General features: G+C 57.2%; 17 protein-coding genes. 11 read left to right on the top strand and 6 right to left on the bottom strand.

What is annotated here, in order from left to right:
- Positions 1 to 16: 16 nt before the first annotated feature.
- Positions 17 to 1,030 carry an alpha/beta hydrolase gene (locus M0G74_RS14690; protein WP_248219126.1) on the top strand — a complete coding sequence of 338 codons (1,014 nt, stop codon included), beginning with the start codon at positions 17 to 19 and terminating at the stop codon, positions 1,028 to 1,030.
- Positions 1,031 to 1,036: 6 nt separating this feature from the next.
- Here the strand turns inward: M0G74_RS14690 and M0G74_RS14685 are convergent, their stop codons facing one another.
- The gene (locus M0G74_RS14685; RefSeq protein WP_248219107.1) at positions 1,037 to 2,812 is read right to left on the bottom strand and encodes an aminopeptidase P family protein; all 1,776 of its coding nucleotides are present in this window, start codon (positions 2,810 to 2,812) and stop codon (positions 1,037 to 1,039) included.
- A 153-nt stretch (positions 2,813 to 2,965) separates the two neighbouring features.
- Here M0G74_RS14685 and M0G74_RS14680 point away from each other — a divergent pair, with 153 nt between their 5' ends.
- The 7 genes from M0G74_RS14680 (at position 2,966) to tpx (ending at position 9,441) form a co-directional block, all read left to right on the top strand.
- Positions 2,966 to 4,549, top strand: coding sequence for a peptide chain release factor 3 (locus M0G74_RS14680; protein WP_248219106.1), 1,584 nt, complete (start codon positions 2,966 to 2,968; stop codon positions 4,547 to 4,549).
- 44 nt (positions 4,550 to 4,593) lie between these two features.
- Positions 4,594 to 5,220 carry a lysophospholipid acyltransferase family protein gene (locus M0G74_RS14675; RefSeq protein ID WP_248219105.1) on the top strand — a complete coding sequence of 209 codons (627 nt, stop codon included), beginning with the start codon at positions 4,594 to 4,596 and terminating at the stop codon, positions 5,218 to 5,220.
- Between the two features lie 11 nt (positions 5,221 to 5,231).
- Entirely contained in the window at positions 5,232 to 5,999 is a 768-nt protein-coding gene (locus tag M0G74_RS14670) for a TSUP family transporter (RefSeq protein ID WP_248219103.1), read from the top strand.
- A gap of 3 nt (positions 6,000 to 6,002) precedes the next feature.
- Positions 6,003 to 6,341 (top strand): hypothetical protein, encoded by a 339-nt coding sequence (locus tag M0G74_RS14665; protein WP_160154481.1) that lies wholly within the window; start codon positions 6,003 to 6,005, stop codon positions 6,339 to 6,341.
- 115 nt (positions 6,342 to 6,456) lie between these two features.
- Positions 6,457 to 7,875 (top strand): M20/M25/M40 family metallo-hydrolase, encoded by a 1,419-nt coding sequence (locus M0G74_RS14660; protein ID WP_248219100.1) that lies wholly within the window; start codon positions 6,457 to 6,459, stop codon positions 7,873 to 7,875.
- 295 nt (positions 7,876 to 8,170) lie between these two features.
- Positions 8,171 to 8,809 (top strand): RpiB/LacA/LacB family sugar-phosphate isomerase, encoded by a 639-nt coding sequence (locus M0G74_RS14655; RefSeq protein ID WP_160154479.1) that lies wholly within the window; start codon positions 8,171 to 8,173, stop codon positions 8,807 to 8,809.
- Between the two features lie 137 nt (positions 8,810 to 8,946).
- Positions 8,947 to 9,441, top strand: a complete 495-nt coding sequence (tpx, locus tag M0G74_RS14650) for a thiol peroxidase (protein ID WP_248219097.1) — start codon at positions 8,947 to 8,949, stop codon at positions 9,439 to 9,441.
- A gap of 95 nt (positions 9,442 to 9,536) precedes the next feature.
- Here the strand turns inward: tpx and M0G74_RS14645 are convergent, their stop codons facing one another.
- The 3 genes from M0G74_RS14645 to M0G74_RS14635 form a co-directional block, all read right to left on the bottom strand.
- A complete protein-coding gene (locus tag M0G74_RS14645; RefSeq protein ID WP_248219094.1) occupies positions 9,537 to 11,423 on the bottom strand; it encodes an MFS transporter in 1,887 nt (628 codons plus the stop codon).
- Positions 11,424 to 11,556: 133 nt separating this feature from the next.
- A complete protein-coding gene (locus tag M0G74_RS14640) occupies positions 11,557 to 13,647 on the bottom strand; it encodes a M13-type metalloendopeptidase (RefSeq protein ID WP_248219093.1) in 2,091 nt (696 codons plus the stop codon).
- Between the two features lie 321 nt (positions 13,648 to 13,968).
- A complete protein-coding gene (locus M0G74_RS14635; RefSeq protein ID WP_248219092.1) occupies positions 13,969 to 15,183 on the bottom strand; it encodes a TonB family protein in 1,215 nt (404 codons plus the stop codon).
- 411 nt (positions 15,184 to 15,594) lie between these two features.
- Between M0G74_RS14635 and M0G74_RS14630 the strand changes: the two genes are divergently transcribed.
- Positions 15,595 to 16,296 (top strand): cyclic nucleotide-binding domain-containing protein, encoded by a 702-nt coding sequence (locus M0G74_RS14630; protein WP_160154474.1) that lies wholly within the window; start codon positions 15,595 to 15,597, stop codon positions 16,294 to 16,296.
- A 179-nt stretch (positions 16,297 to 16,475) separates the two neighbouring features.
- Here M0G74_RS14630 and M0G74_RS14625 read toward each other — a convergent pair whose 3' ends face one another.
- Positions 16,476 to 16,634: a hypothetical protein gene (locus tag M0G74_RS14625; protein ID WP_248219091.1), complete on the bottom strand. Its 159-nt coding sequence runs from the start codon at positions 16,632 to 16,634 to the stop codon at positions 16,476 to 16,478.
- 35 nt (positions 16,635 to 16,669) lie between these two features.
- On the opposite strand from M0G74_RS14625, the gene M0G74_RS14620 reads away from it, so the two are divergent.
- On the top strand, positions 16,670 to 17,863 hold the full coding sequence (locus M0G74_RS14620; protein ID WP_248219089.1) for an efflux RND transporter periplasmic adaptor subunit: 1,194 nt from the start codon (positions 16,670 to 16,672) through the stop codon (positions 17,861 to 17,863).
- Positions 17,863 to 21,000 carry an efflux RND transporter permease subunit gene (locus M0G74_RS14615; RefSeq protein WP_248219087.1) on the top strand — a complete coding sequence of 1,046 codons (3,138 nt, stop codon included), beginning with the start codon at positions 17,863 to 17,865 and terminating at the stop codon, positions 20,998 to 21,000. Before M0G74_RS14620 ends, M0G74_RS14615 begins: the two co-directional genes overlap by 1 nt.
- Positions 21,001 to 21,096: 96 nt before the next feature.
- Here the strand turns inward: M0G74_RS14615 and M0G74_RS14610 are convergent, their stop codons facing one another.
- Positions 21,097 to 21,990 carry a hypothetical protein gene (locus M0G74_RS14610; protein WP_248219085.1) on the bottom strand — a complete coding sequence of 298 codons (894 nt, stop codon included), beginning with the start codon at positions 21,988 to 21,990 and terminating at the stop codon, positions 21,097 to 21,099.
- Positions 21,991 to 22,075: the final 85 nt, after the last annotated feature.

Below are 22,075 nucleotides of genomic sequence, written 5' to 3'. Positions count from 1 at the left end.
CAGTGAGTGAAATGTGATGAAAATGTTTGGCCGCTGGTTACTGATATTGCTGGCCCTTTCTGTGTGGCCGATACACGCAGAAGAAAGCCCGTTTGACCGCTACCCGATTCACTTTACGACGGTCAACGATACCGCCATCGCATTTCAGGATATGCACCCCACCGGTGGCGAGTCGCAAGATGAATCGGAAACAGTACTGCTGATTATGGGCCTCGGCGCACAGATGCTGCACTGGGGCGATACCCTGGTGCAGGGCCTGCTGGATCAGGGCTATCGCGTTGTGCTGCTGGATAATCGCGACGCTGGCCTGTCGCAAAAGTATTACCAGCTATCCGCGCCACCGGTGTGGTGGGCGCTGGTGCGGAACAGGGTAGGCTTTACACCGGAGCCTGCTTACACTCTTGAAGATATGGCGGGCGATGCCATAGGTGTACTGGACGCACTGAATATTGAGCGTGCTCATATTGTAGGTGCTTCCATGGGCGGCATGATCGCCCAGGTATTGGTGGCGGGATATCCACAGCGGGTGATTAGTTTTACTTCCATTATGTCCAGCTCTGGGGCGCCAGGATTGGCAGAGCCGAAACGCGAAGCCATTGCCGCAATGTCCAAAGGGGCGGAATCCGGATTGAGCCGGGAGCAGCAGCTGGCCAACCGGGTTTTGATCGCCCGCACTATCGGTTCCCCGGAATATTTCAGTGAAGGTTACGCCAGGCAATTGGCCGGGCGTGTGCTGAATCGGGGCACTTATGAAGATGGTGTAGTGCGGCAATTTCTGGCGATTCTCGCCAGTGGCGACAGGTCCCGGTTACTGGAAGAAATCACCGCACCTACGCTGGTGATTCACGGCGAAGCGGACCCGCTGCTTCCCATCGACCACGGGCGCGACACCGCGGCAAAAATCCGTGGTGCGCAGTTTTTAGCGGTTGCGGGAATGGGACACGCATTGGAGCCTGAGGTCAGCCGGCGAGTGTTGGCGGAGCTGCTGCCGTTTTTGCAAAAACCGCCGCAGCTGGCAGGACCGCAGTAGCGCAAATCAACGGCGCTGGATGGGTTGGGTGGCAGCTGTCAGCCACGCTTGCGTTTTCTCATTCACTAGCGGCATCAGGGTATCCCGTACTTTCTGGTGGTAGCGGTTCAGCCAGTCCAATTCCGCATCGTCCAATAAGGCCGGCTCAATCAGTTGCCGGTCAATCGGCGCCAACGTCAGCTCCTCGAATTCTAGAAAGCCTGTATATTTTGCACTTTCTTTCACAAAGATCAGGTTCTCAATGCGAATGCCGTATTCGCCCGTCAGGTAAAACCCCGGCTCGTTGGAGACAATCATGCCGGCTTCAAGGGCGACATTGCTATTTGCCTTGCCAATGCGCTGCGGCCCTTCGTGCACGCTGAGAAAACTGCCGACACCGTGACCGGTACCGTGGGCATAATCCAGACCTGCATCCCACAGAGGCTTGCGCGCGAAGGCGTCGATCTGTTCGCCGCAGGTGCCGCTAGGGAAGCGCAAACTGGCAATGGCAATATGCCCCTTCAATACCCGGGTAAAGTGATCTTTCGCCGGTGCCGGGAAGTCGCCCAGTGCCACGGTGCGGGTGACGTCAGTGGTGCCATCCGGGTACTGCCCCCCCGAGTCGATCAGGTAGATACCTTCGGCAGTCATGGGCAGGCTGGATTCCGGTGTGACCCGGTAATGCACTATGGCACCGTTGCCGCGATAGCCGGAAATGGAATCAAAGCTGTCGTCGGTGAATCCTTCCCGCTGCTCGCGTTTTTCCCGCAGCAGCTTTACCGCTTCCAGTTCGCCAAAATTATCCCCGACAACCGCGCCGGGTAATTCCGCAAGAAATTCGCACAGTGCGGCACCATCGCGAATATGGGCTGCGCGGCTACCTTCCAGTTCAACGCTGTTTTTCACGGCCTTGGCACCGGTGATGGGATCGCGTTCCTGCAGTATCTGAATTTCCCGGTTACTGAGCTGGTACAGGGTCCAGCAGTTGGTGAGTAGCGGATCAGCCCACACCTGCTGCACATGCTGGCGCTCGGCGGCGGCAAACAGTGCGGATTTATCGCTGACGATCTCCACATCGTGGCCCAGGTGCTGGCGCAGGGCGTCGCTGGTGGCCTGTTCCGCCAGGTACAGGGTGGCCGTGCCATCGCGATACAGGAAACCCATCGAGAGGGCGACGGGCAGGTGGGGGATATCGCTGCCGCGAATATTAAACAGCCAGGCGCAGACTTCCGGATTGGCTAGCCACAGGGCGTCTTGTTTTTTGGCCCTGAGCTGCTCGGCGATGCGCTGGCGTTTGCTGGCGGCATCCTCACCGGTAAAGGTCTGCGGATGCGGGCGTGCGCTGCCGCAGGGAGTGGCGGGACGATTTTCCCAAATGCCGTCGATGGGGTTGGTTTCCAGTGCGCGCAACTGAATACCACACTCTTGCAGTCGCTTCTTCAATGGCGCCAAACCCAGCTCGGTATGCAGACGCGGGTCGTAACCGAGCGCATCTCCTTCCTTGAGGGCTTCACTCAACCAGTTGCCGATATCCACAGGCGTCAGCGTCCGCTGCTCAATGGGTTGGCTGCCGATCTCCTGCTCCGCCTGAATGGTATAGCGGCCGTCCACGAACAGGCCGGTGCGGTCGTGGGCAATGGCGGCGAGACCGGCAGAGCCGGTAAAACCGGTGAGCCAGGCGAGGCGCTCATCCGCGGCGGGTACATACTCGTTCTGGTACTCATCGCAGCGCGGTACCAGGAAGCCCTGGATCTGCTGTTGTGCGAGTGCCCGCTGCAGTGCTTCCAAACGTTCCTGACTCACTATTCACCTCCTGCTCGAAGATCTGTGGCGACCCCGCTGGTCGGGTCGCAAAGTAGCCGCAGTCTAGGCTGCTGAATTCACCATTTCCAGCGATTCCGCGGCGACAGACGTGTATAATGCGCGCCTGTTTTTTATCCAGTCTCAAGTTGCATTATGGGTCAGTCTTCAAATCTGGCGGGCATCAACGGCCGCCGTACCTTTGCCATCATTTCCCACCCGGACGCCGGTAAGACCACGGTGACCGAGAAACTGCTGTTGTTCGGGAATGCCATTCAGCTGGCGGGCTCGGTAAAGGGCAAGAAGGGCCCTCATGCGCGCTCGGACTGGATGACCATGGAGCAGGAGCGGGGAATCTCCGTGACCTCCTCCGTGATGCAGTTCCCCTACAAGCAGCGGGTGGTCAACCTGTTGGATACCCCGGGGCACGAAGACTTCTCGGAAGATACCTACCGGGTACTGACCGCGGTGGACTCCGCGTTGATGGTCATCGATGGCGCCAAGGGTGTCGAGGACCGCACCATCAAGCTGATGAACGTCTGCCGCCTGCGCACCACACCCATCCTGTCGTTTATCAACAAGCTGGACCGGGATATCCGCGATCCTATCGAGGTGATGGACGAGATTGAAGAAGTACTGAATATCAAGGCGGCGCCGATCAACTGGCCACTGGGTTCCGGCAAGCAATTCAAGGGCGTGTACAACCTGTACTCCGACATCATCCATGTGTTTAAACAGGGCCAGGGGCACACCATCCCGGATGATATTCAGATCCAGGGGCTGGACTCCGATGAGGCGACCGCGCTGCTGGGCGAGTACGCGGACGATATCCGCGAGGAAATCGACCTGGTGCGCGGCGCTACCCACGAGTTTGACCTGGACGAGTACCGGGAAGGCAAGCTGACACCGGTATTTTTCGGCACCGCGCTGGGCAATTTCGGTGTGCGCGAAATGCTGGATGGTTTTGTCGAGTGGGCCCCGGGCCCGCAGTCGCGGGAGACCAACGAGCGTATCGTCGAGCCCGGTGAAGACAAGTTCAGCGGTTTCGTGTTCAAGATCCAGGCAAACATGGACCCGAAGCACCGGGACCGCATCGCATTTATGCGCGTCTGCTCCGGAACCTATAGCCGCGGCATGAAGATGAAACATGTGCGCCTCGGCAAAGATGTGAAGATCGCCGATGCGGTAACCTTTATGGCCGGCGACCGCAGCCATGTAGAAGAGGCGATTGCCGGCGATATTATCGGCCTGCACAATCACGGCACCATCCAGATTGGCGATGCGTTTACCGAAGGTGAGAGCCTCAAGTTTACCGGGATTCCCAACTTTGCCCCGGAACTGTTCCGCCGAATTCGCCTGAAGGACCCATTGAAACTGAAGCAGCTGCAGAAAGGCCTGCAGCAGTTGTCGGAAGAGGGTTCCACCCAGGTATTTTTCCCGCTGGATAACAACGACATCATCGTTGGCGCCGTGGGGGTGCTGCAGTTTGAAGTGGTGGCCTACCGTCTGAAAGACGAGTACAAGGTGGAAGCCATATACGAAAACGTCAATGTGAATACCGCGCGTTGGGTCGACAGCGACAGTGTCAAGGAGCTGGAAAACTTCAAGCGCAAGGCCAGCATCAATCTGGCAATGGATGGTTCCGGTCACCTGACCTATCTGGCGCCGACCCGCGTGAACCTGCAACTCGCGGAAGAGCGTTACCCCGATGTTCGCTTCTATGCGACGCGGGAACACTAATAGCGTTTGCATTTACTTGCAGTAATCAGTAAAGAGATTTCATCGTGACAGCCGTAAAAAAAACGACGATCCCCGCACAGCTCCCCGAAGAAATGCCGCGCGGGGGGAACGCGCTGACCAAAGGCATTGGTCTGCTGATTGTGAAGATGCTCGGCTGGCGATTCGATGGCGAATTCCCGCCGGAGAAAAAATTGATGGTGGCGCTGGCCCCGCATACCTCCAACTGGGATTTTGTGGTGGCGATGCCATTTATCATGGCACTGCGTCTCAAGGCTTCCTGGTTGATGAAAAAAGAAGCCTTCTTTTTCCCGTTCAAGGGCCTGTTCATGTGGCTCGGTGGTATACCAACGGATCGCACAGCGGCGGGGGGCATGGCCAAGCAGGTTGCCAGCCAGTTCCGTCAGAATGAAAAAATGTGGGTGGCCATTACTCCGGAAGGTACCCGCAAAAAAGCCAGCAAATGGAAAAACGGTTTTCTGCGCATCGCCCAGGCGTCGGATGTGCCAATCCTGCTGGTAGCCTGGGATTTCCCGACCAAGCGTATTTGTATCGACTCCCTGTACCGCCCCACCGGTAACCTGGAAGCCGACATGCACGAAATTCAGAAGCGCTTCAGCAAGTACCGTGGGCGCAACCCGGAAAACCAAACTGACTTTGTCGACGCGGCCTGACCGCTGGGATTATGGTGGAGATTGCCGGTAACCTCAGTCCGCAGCTCTACCTGATCCTGTCTGCGGTAGCGTTTGCCGCAGGCTTCATCAGTTCCATTGCCGGCGCCGGTGGCATGCTGACGTTACCGGCGCTTTTGTGGGCCGGTATTCCCCCGCTGGATGCCCTGGGAACCAACAAATTCCAGAGCGTATTCGGTACCCTGTCGTCGGCGCTCAACTTTTTCCAGAAAGGGCACCTGGACCTGCGACCACTGTGGCCGGGCCTCTTAGCGGCTATTGCCGGGTCGGCACTGGGGACCTGGTCGGTTTCCCAGTTGGGTGGCGAGTTACTGCAAACGCTGCTGCCCGTGCTGCTGATTGCGATCGCACTCTATTTTGCCTTTTCGCCGCGCATCTCGGACGTGGACACGGTACCGCGGCTGAGTAACGGTTGCTTTAATCTGCTGATCGGTGGCGGTATCGGGTTTTATGGCGGCTTCTTCGGACCGGGCATGGGGTCCTTTTACGCCCTCGCATTTGCGGCCCTGTTGGGGTACAACATGCGCAAGGCGACCGCACATACCAAACCCCTGGTGCTCGCAACCAACGCCACGTCCATGGTGATTTTCATGATGGCCGGGCATCTGCTGTGGGCACTGGCACTGTGTATGTCTGTGGCACAGTTTGTCGGTGCGCGCTTGGGCTCCAACCTGGTAATCGCCCGCGGTGCCGGGTTGGTCAAGCCGGTCATCATTCTCGCTACCCTGGCGGTGGCAATCAGGCTGTTGCTGGAGGTCTAAGGGATGACCATCGTCATTACCCTGTGTGTTTCCTTTGCGGTATTTGCCCTGATTGTCTGGGGGCTGATGCACATGCGCACCCCGCGCTTTCGGATGGAGCGCGCAGAATTCCAGCAGGGGCTGGAAGATGTGATTGCCGGGCAGGCGGACGATAACGAATGGCGGGTGTTGACGGGCTACCCGGTGCGCCACGACCCGCCCCTGGAGCAATTACGGCTCGAGTGCCTGCAAATCGAAGAAGCGGAATACACCGGCAAAATGCCGTATCTGTTTTCCGAGACCGGGCTGCAGCGCCTGCGCGATGTGCGCGAACGCCTGCTGGCACTGCCAGCGGAAGAGTAAAGAACGCGAAGACTATTAAGACCCGCTTGGCCAATTAGCTGGCACGGGCAGCGAACGAATCCCTGAACAAATCAATAACCCAAACAATTCCAAAAAGTAGTAACTGGAGAGCCCAATGTCCCACCAGGTATTGAAACCATTGAAGAAGATGACCGCTGGTTTTGCCGCGGCCCTGTTGGCGGTCACCGCCCAGGCGGCGCCGCTCAAGCAGGAAGACCTTTCCGTCGCGGAAGTGTTGCGCGACCGCGCACTGGAATCTTCCGATGCCTACAGCCTGGTGGAGTCACTCACTGTAGAAGTGGGCCCGCGTCGCGCCGGCACCAAAGGGGACGAGCGTGCCGTCGCCTGGGCGCAGCAGAAAATGAAAGACCTGGGCTTTGACCGGGTTTATACCGAACAGATTGACGTGAAGCGCTGGGCTCGCGGCCACGCCCACGCGGAAGTGACCGCGCCTTTCCCGCAGCCGCTGGTTGCCACTTCTCTCGGTTATGGGGCTTCAACGCCGGAAGGTGGTCTCACTGCCGAGATCGTGGAGTTCGCGGATGTGGAAGCTTTGATCAAAGCCCCGGCGCGCAAGGTTAAAGGCAAGATTGCCTTTGTGAACAAGCGTATGGAGCGCGCGCGTACAGGTGAAGGCTATGGTCCTGCATCTGCCGGCCGCCGAAAAGGTATGGGCGCTGCGGCAGAGAAGGGCGCTGCGGCGTTGTTGCTGCGTTCGGTGGGCACGGATTCCGACCGCTTCGCCCACACCGGCATGATGACCGTCGATGGCGTGGAAAACCCGATACCGGCGCTGGCGCTGTCTGCGCCGGATGCCAATCTGCTGGAAGCCATGCTCAAGCGCGGCAAGCCGGTGGAAGTGAAGCTGAATGTGCACAATGAGCCGCTCGCCGACGGTCCATCGTTCAACGTCGTTGGTGAGGTGGTCGGCCGGGAAAAGCCGGAAGAAGTGGTGCTGATCGGTGCGCATCTCGACAGCTGGGATGAAGGTACCGGTGCCCTCGATGACGGTGCTGGGGTGGCCATCGTGATGGAAACCGCACGCCTGATCGCCGAGTTGCCACAGCGCCCGCGCCGCACCCTGCGCGTGGTGCTGTTTGGTGCCGAGGAAATCGGCCTGGTCGGCGCCAAGCAGTATGTGGAAGCTCATGAAAATGACCTGGACAAGATCATCATGGTTTCCGAGTCCGATTTCGGTGCCGGTAAGGTATGGCGTTTCGATACTCGTATACCCGAGAGCAAGTTCGCGATTGCCGACCAGATGATGCAGCTGCTGGCCCCACTGGGTATTGAGCGCGGCAACAACAAGTCCTACGGTGGCCCCGACAGCAGTGTATTCGTGGCGCGCGGTGTTCCGGCGATGGGACTTTTCCAGGATGGCTCCGACTATTTCGATTACCACCACACGCCCAATGACACGCTGGACAAGGTGGACCCTAAGAACCTCAAGCAGAATGTGGCTGCCTGGGTGGTCATGTCGTTCCTGGCCGCTGAAATGGAAGGGGGTTTCGGACGGGTGCCTACAGAGCACTGACTTTGGAATCTTTTTCTACTAAGAACAAAAACCCCGCAACTTGCGGGGTTTTTGCTTTTCAGGTGTGCCATTTGGGTGAAAGGGTAAAAATGCAGAGAAGAAGCGGGTAAAGAGCCAGCCGTTGATCGCGGCTTCGGCCGCTGAGACTTCCGGAAAATCTGTCTGACCGGTTTAGTTCGCTGGCCAAACGTTTATAATCCCCGGACAGACCAATTTGTAGCCGGCCCGAGCGCAAATCCGTTCATTGAATCGAAAGCCCGGGGCCTATTCGAACCGAATCCAAGGAGCTCAGAGAATGAAAATCGCACTGATGAATGAATTCAGCCAGGCCTCAAAAAATGCCGTGGTGCTGAAAGAACTACAGGACGTAGCCGGTGACCTGGGCCACGAAGTGTTCAACACCGGTATGTGCGATGACAATGACCACTACCTGACCTACATCCACCTCGGCATCATGGGCAGCCTGCTGCTGAATTCCAAGGCGGTGGATTTTGTGGTGAGCGGTTGCGGTACTGGCCAGGGCGCGCTGATGTCGCTGAATGCCTACCCGGGTGTTTTCTGTGGCTACTGTATCGATCCGGCGGATGCCTTCCTGTTCGCCCAGATCAACAATGGCAATGCCCTGGCGATTCCCTTTGCCAAAGGCTTTGGCTGGGGTGCCGAGCTGAACATTCGCTACATGTTCGAGAAAGCCTTCACCGGTGTGAAAGGCCAGGGCTACCCACCGGAGCGTAAAGAGTCCCAGGTGCGCAACGCCGGTATTCTGACTCAGGTCAAGGAAGCGGTTGCCAAAGACTACCTTGAGGCGCTGAAAGCGCTGGATCCGGAACTGGTAAAAACCGCGGTATCCGGTGAGCGTTTCCAGGCTTGCTTCTTCGAGTACTGCCAGGTGCCAGAGATTGCCGAGTTTGTACGCGGCGTACTGGACGCCTGATCAGCGTGACCGAAAGGCCCTGCGGGGCCTTTTTTTGTCTGTGATACCCCAGGGGGTTACCGCGGGGCTCATTGACTTTGCCTAACCCCGCCGGCATTCTGCCGGGACTTTAATCACGCAAAAGTAAGGATGACGAAATGGCCAACATCACTTTGAAAGGAAATCCGATTACCACCGTGGGCGAATTGCCTGCAGTGGGTAGCGCGGCTCCGGCATTCACTCTGGTTCAGGGCGACCTGTCTGAGCTGACGCTGTCTGATCTGGCCGGCAAGCGCGTGGTACTGAATATTTTCCCGTCCGTGGATACCCCAACCTGCGCTACCTCCGTGCGTACATTCAACGAGAAAGTGGCGTCCCTGGAGAACACCGTAGTGGTGTGTGTGTCTGCAGATTTGCCGTTTGCCATGACCCGTTTTTGCGGTGCAGAGGGTATCGAAAACGTAAAGCTGGGCTCCGCTTTCCGTGCGAGCTTCGGTGATGATTACGGTGTGGCGTTTGAAACCGGCCCGCTCAAAGGCCTGCTGTCCCGCGCGGTTGTGGTGATTGGCGAGGACGGCAAAGTGGTTTACACCGAGCAGGTGGCGGAAACCGCGGATGAGCCGAGTTACGAAGGGGCAATGGCTGCTCTGTAATTGAATTGACGCCAGTGATTGCCTGAAACAAAAACGCCGCGATATTTTTCGCGGCGTTTTTGTTTGTGCAATAAATCGGTCAATTCAATGATCTATTAGCGGTGCTGACCGCGCAAATCCAACACGGTTTCCTGCAGCGCTTCCGCTTTAACGTCGGTCGCTGCCAGTGGATTCCCCGCGACTACGCTGACCCGAGACCAGAAGCGCCGGGGCAGGGTACTGAAGGCATTGCCATCTTTGTGACTGAAAAAGCTGCCCCAGAGACCGCGCAGCGCCATGGGAATCACCGGTACCGGCGTGCGTTGCAGGATTTTCTCGATGCCGGCCTTGAACGGCTGCAATTCCCCATCTTTGGTCAATTGTCCTTCCGGGAATATACACAGTAAGTCGCCGTCTTTGAGCCCCTGTTCAATCTCCGCAAAGGCCTGCGCGTAGCCTTCGGGATCCTGCTGCCTGGAGCAGATAGGAATGGCGCGGCTGGTCTTGAAGATAAAGTGCAACACCGGAATCTGATAGATGGGTTTGTACATGATAAAGCGGATAGGGCGGCGTACCGCGCCGGCAAGTAGCAGCGCATCCACATAACTTACGTGGTTACAGGCAATGATCGCCGCACCTTCCGTGGGGATGCGTTCGAGTCCTTCATGTTTCACCCGGTACATGGTGTGAGACAGCAGCCAGATCAGCAGGCGCATGGCAAATTCCGGCACCTTGGTAAACACAAAGATCGCTACCGCAGCGTTCATCAGTGCAATGATCAGGAAAAATTGCGGAATACTCGCGCCCAGCAGGTTCAGGAAAACAATGCCCATGATGGCGGCCACCACCATAAACAGGGCATTGAGAACATTGTTGACCGCAATGATACGGGCGCGAATGCTGGCCTCAGAACGCTCCTGCATCATGGAATAAAGCGGCACAATAAAGAAGCCACCGAAGATGCCGATCAGGGTCAGGTTGCAGAGAATTCCAAGGGCACCGTCATTGCTCCAGAAGGCGGCAATCGTGGCTTCTGCTGCTGGTTGATAGTTGCCGGTAGTGGAGGCGAGCAGAATACCAGCAAGCGTCAGGCCCGCCGCACCAATGGGCACCAGCCCCAGCTCAACCCGCCCGCCAGAAAGGCGCCCGCACAGCAGAGAGCCGATTGCGACGCCGATGGTAAAGCAGCACAGCAGCAGGGTTACCAGCGATTCACTGCCACCCAGTACATTGCGGGTCAGGCTGGGGATCTGCGTCAGGTAGGCGGCGCCCAGCAGCCAGAACCAGGAAATCCCGATAATCGCGTAAAACACCGATGGGGTTTTGGCGGCCTGTTTGAGAATGCGGCCGGTCTGGGTGATCGGGTTGTAATTGATTTTTAAATCCGGCGCGGGCGGTGTTGCCCTGGGGATGGCTCGGCAGACCAGGTAACCTGCAATGGCTGTCGTCAGCATGACGGCAGATACCCACAGCAGACCGGACTCACCTTCGCCGGTAAAGCCTGCCAGCAGGCCGCCGACAATGGTGCCGGTAAGAATGGAGACGAAGGTGCCCATTTCCACCAGCGCATTACCGCCGACCAGCTCCGTTTTCTGTAGGTGCTGGGGCAGGATGGCGTACTTTACCGGGCCAAAAAACGTTGACTGGGCACCGAGCAGGAAAAGTACCAGCAGGCAGAGGTAATTGTTTCCGCTATACAGCGCACCAATTCCAAACAGTACTATGCCGATTTCTGCCAGCTTGATCCGCCGGATCAGCACACTTTTGTCGATCTTGTCCGCGAGCTGGCCGGCGGTGGCAGAAAACAGGAAAAATGGCAGGATGAATAACCCGGCAGCCAGGTTGATCAGGAAGTTCGCCTCGTCGGTGGCCAGGCGGAAGGCGATCATCACGATCAGCGCATTCTTGAATACATTGTCGTTAAAAGCCCCCAGCGACTGGGTGCAGAAAAAAGGCAGGAAACGACGGCTGCCAAGCAGCTGAAACTGATTTTTGTGGGCCATGATGGTCTCCGCAAATTCCTTTGCCAGTTATGGTATGCCATTCCGCTGGCGATGGGCACGATCCCGGGCATAAAAAAGCCCCGCAATGCGGGGCTGATTGATCGAGGAATCGGATTGATAACCTGGTCGTTTTTTACCAGATCACCACACGCTCCTCTTCCGGCAGGTACATGCCGTCGCCTTCCTTGACGTCAAATGCCGAGTAGAAGGCCTCCAGGTTCGGCAGAATGCCCTGGACACGGTATTCCGCCGGGGAGTGCGGGTCGGTCTTCAGGCGTTCGCTCAGGGCTTCATCGCGCATTTTGCTGCGCCATACTTGTGCCCAACCCATGAACACACGCTGGTCGCCGGTAAAGCCGTCGATCTCAGCTGCTGCTTTACCGTTCAGGGACATTTTATAGGCCTTGTAGGCGATACCGAGACCGGACAGGTCGCCGATGTTCTCGCCCAGGGTCAGCTCGCCGTTTACGTGTTCCCCTTCCAGTGGCTCAAAGCCGTTGTACTGGGCAACCAGCTTGCCGGTGAGGCCTTCGAAGTTGCTGCGGTCGGAATCGGTCCACCAGTTGTTCAGGTAGCCCTTGCCGTCGAACTTACTGCCCTTGTCGTCGAAGCCGTGACCGATTTCGTGGCCGATCACGCCACCGATACCGCCGTAGTTCACCGCATCATCCGCGTGCATATCGAAGAACGGTGGCTGCAGGATAGCCGCGGGGAACACGATTTCGTTCATCGGAGGGTTGTAGTAGGCGTTTACTGTCTGCGGGCTCATATGCCAGGCGCCGCGGTCCAGCGGTTTGCCCAGTTGGTCGCGCTCGTGCAGCGTTTCGAACAGAGTTGCAGCAATGGCATTGCCTACGAGGTCATCCGCGTTTACCTGCAGGGCGCTGTAGTCACGCCACTTGTCCGGATAGCCAATTTTGGTGGTGAAGTTGGCCAGTTTGGTCAGGGCCTCTTTTTTGGTGTCTTCACTCATCCAGGTCAGGGACTCAATGGACTCCTTATAGGCAGCCTTGAGGTTATCCACAAGCTTGACCATGCGCGCTTTGGCTTCTGGCGGGAAGTATTTTTCCACGTAGCGCTGGCCTACCAGTTCGCCCACTGAGCCGTTAACAAACTGCACCGCGCGCTTCCAGCGGGGTTCCATTTCCTTCACGCCGCGAACGGTCGTACTGTAAAAATCGAAGTCGGTCTGGGCGATTTCGCTATGCATGTAAGGCGCTGCAGCAGACAGGACCTTGAGCTTCAGGTAGCGCTTCCAGATCGCCAGATCGGTATCGGCGATGATTTTGTTGGCGGCCTGGAGGTACTCCGGCTGGCCAACCAGGAAGTTTTCGGCGTTTTCCAGATGTGCTTTCTGCAGGTAGCTATTCCAGTCCACTGCCGGCATCAGTGCTTTCAGTTCGGCGACAGACTTCTTGTTGTAGTACTTGTCCGGATCGCGGTTTTCCACGCGAGTGCGGTGGTGTTCTGCCAGGCTCTTTTCGAGCTGGTAGATGCTTTCGGCATTCTGCTCCGCATTATCCAAACCGGCGATCTGCTGCATTTTCACCAGGTATTCGCGGTAGGCCTGTTGCAGTTTCTGGCCTTTTTCAGATTCATCGAAGTAATAGTCGCGGTCCGGTAAGCCGAGGCCCGCCTGCCAGATGAAGGTAATGTAGTTTTCGACATCCTTCAGGTCCTGGTTGATACCAGCTCCGAAGGGGGTGGTGTAACCCACGGTATCCGCATAGGCGAAGAAGTCGGTCAGGTCTTTCTGGGTTTTGATGGCATCGACCTTGGCCAGCTCACCAGAGATCGCGGACATGCCTTTTTTCTCGATCAGCGATTCATTCATGTAGCTGTTGTACAGATCGCCGATCTGCTTGGCGCCGGCGCTGTTGGCGTGCTCACCGGCTTCCATGATCAGCGCTTTTACTTCTTCGGTCGCTTTGTCGCGCAGGATACTGAAACCGCCCCAGCGGGATTTGTCCGCCGGAATCTCGGTGGTCTTCATCCAGTTGCCGTTAACGTAGGAGTAGAAGTCGTCCTGCGGACGCACACTGGTATCCATGGCACTGAGATCAATACCGGAGCCAAGTGTGGCAACCTGGGGGGCGCTTGCTTCGGCAGCGGCCTGAGTGGCCTGGGCAGCCTCCGCCTTGGGGGCCTCTGACTTGGAGCAGCCGGTCATTGTGGTACCGGCAATGGCGCCGGCAATTGCCAAGGGTAAAAGCAGTTTTTTCATTTCGGGCCTTTTGGGCTTGTTATATTTGACCGGTACGACACCGGTTGGGAAATGGAGCAGCCCCATAGTATGCATCTGCCTGCCATGCGGGCAAGCGGGCATGCGGCTAGTTGCAGCCTTGGGCCGACAGAATTCGCCGGCGGTTATCGGTTGTTTGTGGCGCGCAACGGGCAGTCGGGGGTTGGTATTCCCTGTGAGGGGGATTTTGGTGGGTTTTTGTTGTTTTATTGCGGTGCTATTTAGGCGGTTTGGGGCTTCTCGGTGGATGACGGGCAATAAAAAACCCCGCAGTAGCGGGGTTTTTTATTGCCTATAAGGGCTTCAGTCTGGCAGCTTGAAGGTAATTGGAAGCGAGAACTTGTACTCGTCCAATTTGAGCTGGGCTGGCGTTGCCGGGTAAGGCGCGGCGCGCTCTACCGCTTCAATGGCCTCGCGGTTCAGGCTGGCATAGCGGGACTCTTGCAGGGTGGTGACGTTCTTCACATTACCCTGATTGTCGATAACTACATTCAGACGAACACTGCCGCCCTGGCCACGCTCCTGGGCGCGCTTCGGATAGCGAAGGTGCTTGAAGGTGTGGCGCAGCAGCATGGAATGATAAATCTGGCGCGCCAGGATCATATCGGCTGTCAGCGGTGCCTCATCTTCTTCCAGCTCGTCCTCTTCGTCCATTGCTGGCACGGCCGGGCGGGTGGTTGTGGGCTTCAGAGGCTTGGGCTGAGTAACTTGCGCAGTTTTGGCCGCAGTTTTAACCGCTGGTGCTGGTAACTCTACGGGCGGTGCGCCGATGGATGCCAGGGTCGGTGCCGGAATGTCCGCTTTCAGGTCCGGTTTGGGTTTGCTGGTGGCCACCGCGGCGACTTCGGCAGGTTTCGGCTGAACCTTGGCCGGCTCCGATGCTGCGGCCACTTGTTCTTGCGTTCCTTCCTGCTCATCGACCATGGCTGCGATTTGCGCAACGCGTTCCGCAGCTGGTTGCAGGGATTCGTAGGTGGCCAGCAGACCACTGTCGGTGCGGCCGGCACTCAGCAGGTTGTCACGAAAGTCGGTGGATGGTGGCACAGGCCCGATCCAGGCGCGCAGCAGGGTATTGAAGAACTCGCGATCTTCAATCATGCCCAGCATGATGTCGTTCAGGGATACGGAAGTAGTGCCGGTGTCCGCAGCAAAATCGATTCGCAGGCGGTCGCCTGTAACCAGACGGCCTTTAAAGAGGTTGGCAAAGGTCACCATGTTTTCCGCCTGGCCCGTCAGTGTGGCGCCAGGGTTGTTGATGGCAATGCCTTCCATCCACTGGTTGCGGAGACGACGTGCGGACATGCGCTCGGCAATCACTCGGATTTGCAGGCTGCGCGGCATGTTGTTGTCGAGCAGGGAGTTGGCGTCGTCGGAGAGTCGCTCGGAATAGACAGCGGCAACGTATTGGTCTTTGTTGAACTGCTGCTCCAGGGCCAGGCCGTTCAGGAGCGGTGCCGCCTTTGCCGTCAGGGCCGTAGCGAACAGCAGCAAGGCGATGACAAGGTTGGTCGATTTCATTTTTGCTTTGCTATCTTTTTAAAGCCGGATGGGCAGAAACCGGCAGATAAAGTGCTGAACAATCAATCAAAATACCCCAGAAAAACGTTCAGTGACTTCGATCGCACCTTCCCCCCGAAAGATGCGGGCCTGGATAAACAAGAGCGCGAGTAAGATGGTTAAAAAATCCCCATCGAATAGCGGACTTTAATCGAGGCTCTGCTCAACTCTACTGTAACTGCAATGGAGTTCAACCCTGAAATGGGTAAAATGTCTCGTTTTTTTAAATCCGGCAATCCGCAAGGCAGACAGTCGTCACTTTCAGCCTAGAATGCTGCAGCAGAACGCATCGGCTAAGTCCGCCAAAAAATAGCCAGACGAACAATCACCCGACGAACTAAAGAACCAACATAAAGAACTAACAAGAGTTACATGAATTATAAGCCGCTTAGTGATTACCCGCGGGATGCGGTGGATCGTCTTCTTAATGTCATTCATCTCTTTCGGGATATTCGTGCAACCAGCGAGTGGCAGTACGACGTATTGCTGAAGCGCTCCCGGCTGGTTTCCCTGTCTCCGGGCGATGCGCTTTTGCACGCGGGCGACGTAGACCACTGGGTATATTTTCTACTGCGTGGTGAGCTGCAGGTGCATGTGGATGACGCGGCGGCTGCGCAGGCCGAACGCCCCCTGGCGGTAATCCGCCCCGGCGAAGTCTTCGGTGACCTATCAATGCTGCTGGCGGAGCCTCGCAGTGCGACTATTGTGGCAGCACCGGTCGGGCAGGAAATACAGGTGCTGGCGGTGGACTGTACCCTGTTCGGCGACCTGGAGGATTTCTCCCTGCTGCACCTGCCGACCAAGCTGGTGTTCTACCGCAATATGGTCCACTCGCTGCGCTGGAAGCTGGAGGTATATCGATCCAAGTATCCGACCCATGATCTGGCCAATAGCCACCGGCGACTGAAACTCTATACCGGGCCGAAGAACTGCAAGGAAGAGCTGGTTGCCCTGGCGGACCAGGCGCGGGATCTGGCGAGGATTCTTCTGGACTGGAATGCGGAGTTCGGTAGTGGGCACCTCGCGGCAGAAGAGTCAGATATGTCAGATTTTCTCGAATCCATTCTCTCCTGATCAAAGCCCTGTCATTGATCGTGTATCGCTGGTTTTCCGAAGGCGGGAGCCAGCGCCCAGTCACCGCATCGGTGCACCTTCCGTTCTGCACTTTTCCTTTTTTTATTCCCTTGTCGTGCTCGTGCCTGCTTCCTTATTTAGTCCAGCCCTGAATTGAATTCCGCCCAGCGCGGCCGAAATTAACCTGTACAGCGTTTTCCCGGGAACACCGCTTCGGTTCTTTCACTATTCTTGCATTTTACTACCTGTGGATTTCGCAATTCGGCAGCTTTGGGCGCTGCACCGGTATTGCTTTGTGCATAAAATGCACGCTTCCCGGGAGTGATCTCGATATCCATTATTTTTTCTTTTCGATACAAGCAGGCATGCAGGCATGAATTTTCTGTTGATCCTCTGGCGGCAGCGCAATTACCGCATCGCAGTCATCGTGGCGTTACTGGCGCTGTTGTGGCTGCTGAGTGGCCTTACGGCGGATACGCGGCCCGCGCGGGATACCGGGGGCTCTAGCCCCGCGGCCGCAGCCGAAGCGCTGACGGTCAAAGCGCGACGCTTGCAGGCCCAGCCTTATACCACGCGGGTGGTGGTCAATAGCCGCACGGAGGCGAACCGGAGTGTGCGCCTGCGGGCGGAACTGGACGGCGTTATCGCGGGGCTGCCGGTAGCGGAGGGACAGCGGGTTGCCACCGGGGAAGTGATCTGCGAGATCGATGCGGAAGACAGGCCCGAGCGATTGGAGCGGGCGCGAGTGGCATTGCGCAAAGCCGAACTGGATTTTGCCGGCGCGAAAAAACTGCAGGGCCGCGGGTTGCAATCTGAAGCGGGCATGGCCCAGCAGGAAGTGGCACTGGCCAATGCGCGCGCGGATTACAAACGTGCCCAGGTGGATGTAGAGAACCTCAAGATCCGCGCCCCGTTTGCTGGTGTGGTGAACAGCCGAGCCATTGAGTTGGGCGATTTCATTCGCCGCGGTGAAGAGTGCGCAACCATTCTCGACCTGGACCCGATACTGGTTGTGGGCGAGGTATCCGAGTCCCAGGTGGGCCAGCTGCAGCCTGGTGGGCCGGCGAGTGCACAGTTGCACCAGGGGCAGTTACTGGAAGGGCAGTTGCGCTATGTCAGCCTGGAGGCGCATCCGGTAACGCGGGCGTATCGGGTCGAGGTAGCGGTGCCGAATAAAGACGGACGCCTGCGCAGTGGAACCAGTGCCCGTATGGCACTGCCGACGGGGGAAGTGCTGGCGCACAGGATTAACTCATCCCTGCTGACCCTGGATGATCGCGGGGCATTGGGTGTACGTACCTTGGATGCTGAGCAGCGGGTGCACTTTTCCAATGTGCAACTGGTCAGCGATGAAAATGCCGGGGTCTGGGTAGCAGGGTTACCAGCGCAGGCGCTGTTGATTACCGTCGGGCAGGAATATGTGAGCGAGGGTGAAAGGGTCGAAGTGGAGTTTGAGGAATCGACCGGTGACTTGCTGGCGCCGATACCTGCCCAAGTATCTGAACAGGTACCCGAGCAGATGCCTGAACAGATCCCCACATCCGCGTCGACTGAGGAGCTGCAGTAATGAAGTTGCTGGAGAGTGCGGTCGACCGCTGCCGCAGCACCATCAGTCTGATGCTGTTGATTGTGATCATGGGGATCGCTGCTCGCGGCGCCATGACCGTGGAGTCCAGTCCTGAAGTCAATCCGCCCATCGTGATCGTGCAGGTGAGGCACGAAGGCATTTCCCCGGAAGACGGGGTACGCCTGCTTATTCGCCCGCTGGAGCAGGAAATTCGGGCGCTGGAAGGGGTTGAAGAGGTGATGGCCACGGCGCGGGAGTCGCTGGTTTATCTGGTGATTGAATTTGACTCGGCACTGGATATTGATCTCGCGGTGGACGAAGTGCGCAACGCCGTCGATCGCGCCAAGGCCAAATTACCTCGGGATGCAGAAGAGCCCATCGTCGAGGAGGCTTCAGCACAGCCGTTTCCAGCGATCGTGGTCACCCTTGCCGGCGACGGGGTCAGTGAGCGGGAGTTGTTGCGCAGTGCTCAGTTGCTCAAGCGCAAGATTGAAAATGTCAGTGAGGTACTGAGCGCAGATATTAATGGCAACCGCGAAGAGGTTGTCGAAGCCACCATTGATCCGGTGCGCCTGGAGCACTACCAGATTACCAGTGGTGACCTGATCAATGCGGTGCTGGGGAATAACCTGCTGATTCCCGCAGGCGAGATGGATGTGAGTAAGGGGCGCTTTTCCGTCAAAGTGCCGGGGCTGATTGAAACCGCCGCTGATGTCTATCAGATTCCCCTTAAACAATCCGAACACGGCGTGGTAACCCTTGGGCAGGTAACGGATATCCGTCGTACCTTCAAAGATGCCACCAGCTTTACCACGGTGAACGGCCACCCGGCACTGGCGATTAATGTGGAGAAGCGCACCGGGGCCAGCGCCGTCGATCTGGCAGACACGGTGCGCGCCGTGGTCAATGCCGAGCGGAGGTTCCTGTCCCGTGGCGTCGCGGTGGATTTTGTCTTCGATATGTCGGAAGTGGCCCGGGATATGGTCAGCGAAATGGAGGGGAATATTCTCACCGCCATGTTGCTGGTCATGATCATTGTGGTGGCAGCATTGGGATTCCGCTCCGGCCTGTTGGTGGGTTTCGGGATTCCCTTCTCGCTGCTGTTTGGCTCCATCATCACCTGGTACCTGGGGTACTCCTTCAATTTTATGGTGATGTTCGGTATGTTGCTGGCGCTCGGCATGTTGATTGATGGCTCCATTGTGATTACCGAGTTTGCCGATCGCAAAATGGCGGAGGGGCTTTCGGCGCGGGTGGCTTATGCCATTGCGGTGCGGCGTATGTTCTGGCCAGTGGTGGCATCGACCGGCACCACCCTGGCGGCATTTTTGCCGATAATTTTCTGGCCGGGTGTGGTGGGTGACTTTATGCGTTACCTGCCTGTAACCGTCTTCTCCGTTCTGGCTGGTTCGCTGGTGTATGCCCTGTTTTTTGCGCCGGTGTTAGGGTCTGTGTTTGGCAAAAGCAATATGGACCTGCAGACCCAGCAGTATCTCAAACAACTGGAGGGCGGCGACCCGGTGGCTCTGAGGGGCGTGACCGGTTTCTACGCGCGCATGCTGGATCCTGTGGTGCGTCACCCGTTTACTTCCTTCGGTGCCACAATTCTGGTGTTGGTCGGCATCTTTATGGCGTTCAGCAAGTTCAACCCCGGGGTGGAATTTTTTACCGAGACGGAAGAGCAATACGGCAATGTCGAGGTGCGCGCGCAGGGCAACCTTTCCATTGAAGAAAAGAAAGTACTGGTGGCCCAGGTAGAGGCCGCGGTGATGGATGTACCCGAAGTGCGCGTGGTCTACTCGGCTATTGGATCCGGTGGCATTTCCGGCAATACCGAGAAAGCGCCGGATCAGATTGCGAATCTGCTGGTGGAGTTATTGCCTTCGGTGGAGCGCGAGCGCAAAAGTCGTGAGATCTTTGCAGATATCCGCCAGCGCACCGCCAACTTTGCCGGAATCAAGACCAGTGCCAATGCCTTTGAAGGCGGCCCCCCGGTAGGCAAGGATATTGTGCTGGAGCTGCGCAGCCGCGATTACGATCAGTTGCTGGCGGAAACCTGGCGCCTGCACCGGGCGCTGGAAACCGAATTTTCTGATCTGCGGGATATCGTCAATACCGCACCGCTCCCGGGTATCGAGTGGGGGGTAAAGGTGGACAGGGCGAAGGCGGCACTTTATGGCGCAGACCTTACGGGCGTGGGCCGGGCGGTGCAGTTGGTGACCAACGGCGTAATGATGGCGGAATACCGCCCGGATGATTCCGATGAGGAGGTGGACATCCGTATTCGCTATCCGGACTACGCACGCGGCATTACGGCACTGGATCAATTAAAAGTGAATACGCCAAACGGGGCCGTTCCCGTAAGCAGCTTTGTGACCACCGAACCGGGCCCCAAGGTGGACAAAATCGAGCGCATTGATGGCATTACCCGTATGCAGATCAAGGCGGATGTGGAAGATGGGGTACTGGCTGACAGCAAATTGCGGGAAATTCGCGAATGGGTGGCGCAGAACCCGGTGGATGAGCGGGTAGAGCTGTTGTACCGGGGGGCAGATGAGGACCAGAGCGAGTCACTGGTGTTTCTGCAGGTGGCTTTCTCCCTTTCGCTCTTCCTGATGTTTATCCTGCTGGTGACTCAGTTCAATAGTTTTTATCAGTCGGCATTGATTCTTTCGTCGGTCATTATGTCTACCGCGGGCGTGATGCTGGGGCTGACCCTGACCCAGAGCACCTTTAGCGTGATTATGACCGGTGTCGGCATAGTGGCGCTCGCGGGCATTGTGGTGAACAACAATATCGTACTGATCGATACCTATAACTATGTCCGCAAGGCTGAACCGGAGCTGAGTCATGGTGCGGCTGCAGTGAAGGCGGCGGCACAGCGATTGCGACCGGTATTCCTTACCACCGCAACCACTATCCTTGGCCTGTTGCCATTGGCGCTGGGGGTGAGTGTGGATATGGTCGGACGCACGGTTGTCGCGAACGGGGTGATTGCCTCCTTCTGGGTTAAGCTGGCCAGTGCGATTGTTTACGGATTGACGTTCTCAACACTGCTCACACTGATCGTGACACCGGTAATGCTGGCATTACCACCGGCGCTCAGGGATCTACTGCGTATGACGCGAAAGAGCTAATTGGGGGTTGGCTAGAGGCGGAAAAGAAACGAATAACAGGAATAAAAAAACCCCGGCGAGCCGGGGTTTTTCGTTCTGTCTGCCAGAAATGACAGTTTAGGCTTTTGCTTTTGGCGGACGACCGCGGCGAGCAGGGGCCTTTTTAGCGGCAGCAGACTTAGCCGGACGGCCAGGCTTCTTGGCTGTAGCAGATTTGGCCGGACGACCCGGTTTCTTGGCTGCGGTCTTGGTAGCCGCTTTCTTGGCTGGGCGACCAGGCTTTTTCTTGGCTGCAGCTTTGGTTTTTGCAGCGGCTTTTTTGGCAGCAGCGGCAGCTTTCTTCTTCTCAGCAGCGGCTTTCTTCTTGTCAGCAGCGGCTTTCTTCTTGGCGGCAGCAGCGGCTTTCTTCTTCGCAGCAGCAGCCTTCTTCTTGGCAGCAGCCGCGGCTTTCTTGGCAGCAGCGGCAGCTTTCTTCTTGTCAGCAGCAGCTTTCTTCTTGGCTGCAGCAGTAGCCTTCTTCTTCTCAGCCGCGGCTTTTTTCTTCTCGGCAGCGGTCAGCTTCTTGGTGATCGCAGCTTCTTCTTTGGCAACAGCCTTGGCCACCTTGGTTGCCAGCTTGTTGTCGGCGCTGATGGTTGCCAGAGTGGACTTGGCATCCGTCGCTACGGCCTTGGCGGCAGTTGCGGCCTTTTTGGCGGTGGCAGCGGCGGCCTGGGCGGCCTTCAGTTGCTTCTGCTGAGCTGCAGACTTCTTCTTCGCGCGAGCCGCTTTTACCTTGGCCTGTGCGGCGGCGGCTTTCTTGGCAGCCTGATCAGCATCTTTAGCGGCCTTGTCGGCTGCTTTTTTGGCATCGGCTTCCTGGCTGCTACGGGCTTTTTCTAGTTGGGCTTTCAGAGACGCGAGTTCCGCCTCTAGCTTTGCTACGTCACTTACCTTAGCTACTTTTACCTTGGCTACTTTAGCCTTGGCGACTTTAGCTTTAGCTGAGGCGACTTTTTTACGTCCGGCCATAAAATATCCCTGTGTCTAAATTTAGTATTTAGGTGTTATTTTGGATGAGTGGAATTCATCGCGCTAATTGCAGCTTATTTATATA

Origin of the sequence: Microbulbifer sp. CAU 1566 (assembly GCF_023156515.1) — a bacterium.
GTDB lineage: Bacteria > Pseudomonadota > Gammaproteobacteria > Pseudomonadales > Cellvibrionaceae > Microbulbifer.
Note: the sequence above shows the minus strand (reverse complement) of the source record. Positions and strands in the feature narration are given on the sequence as shown.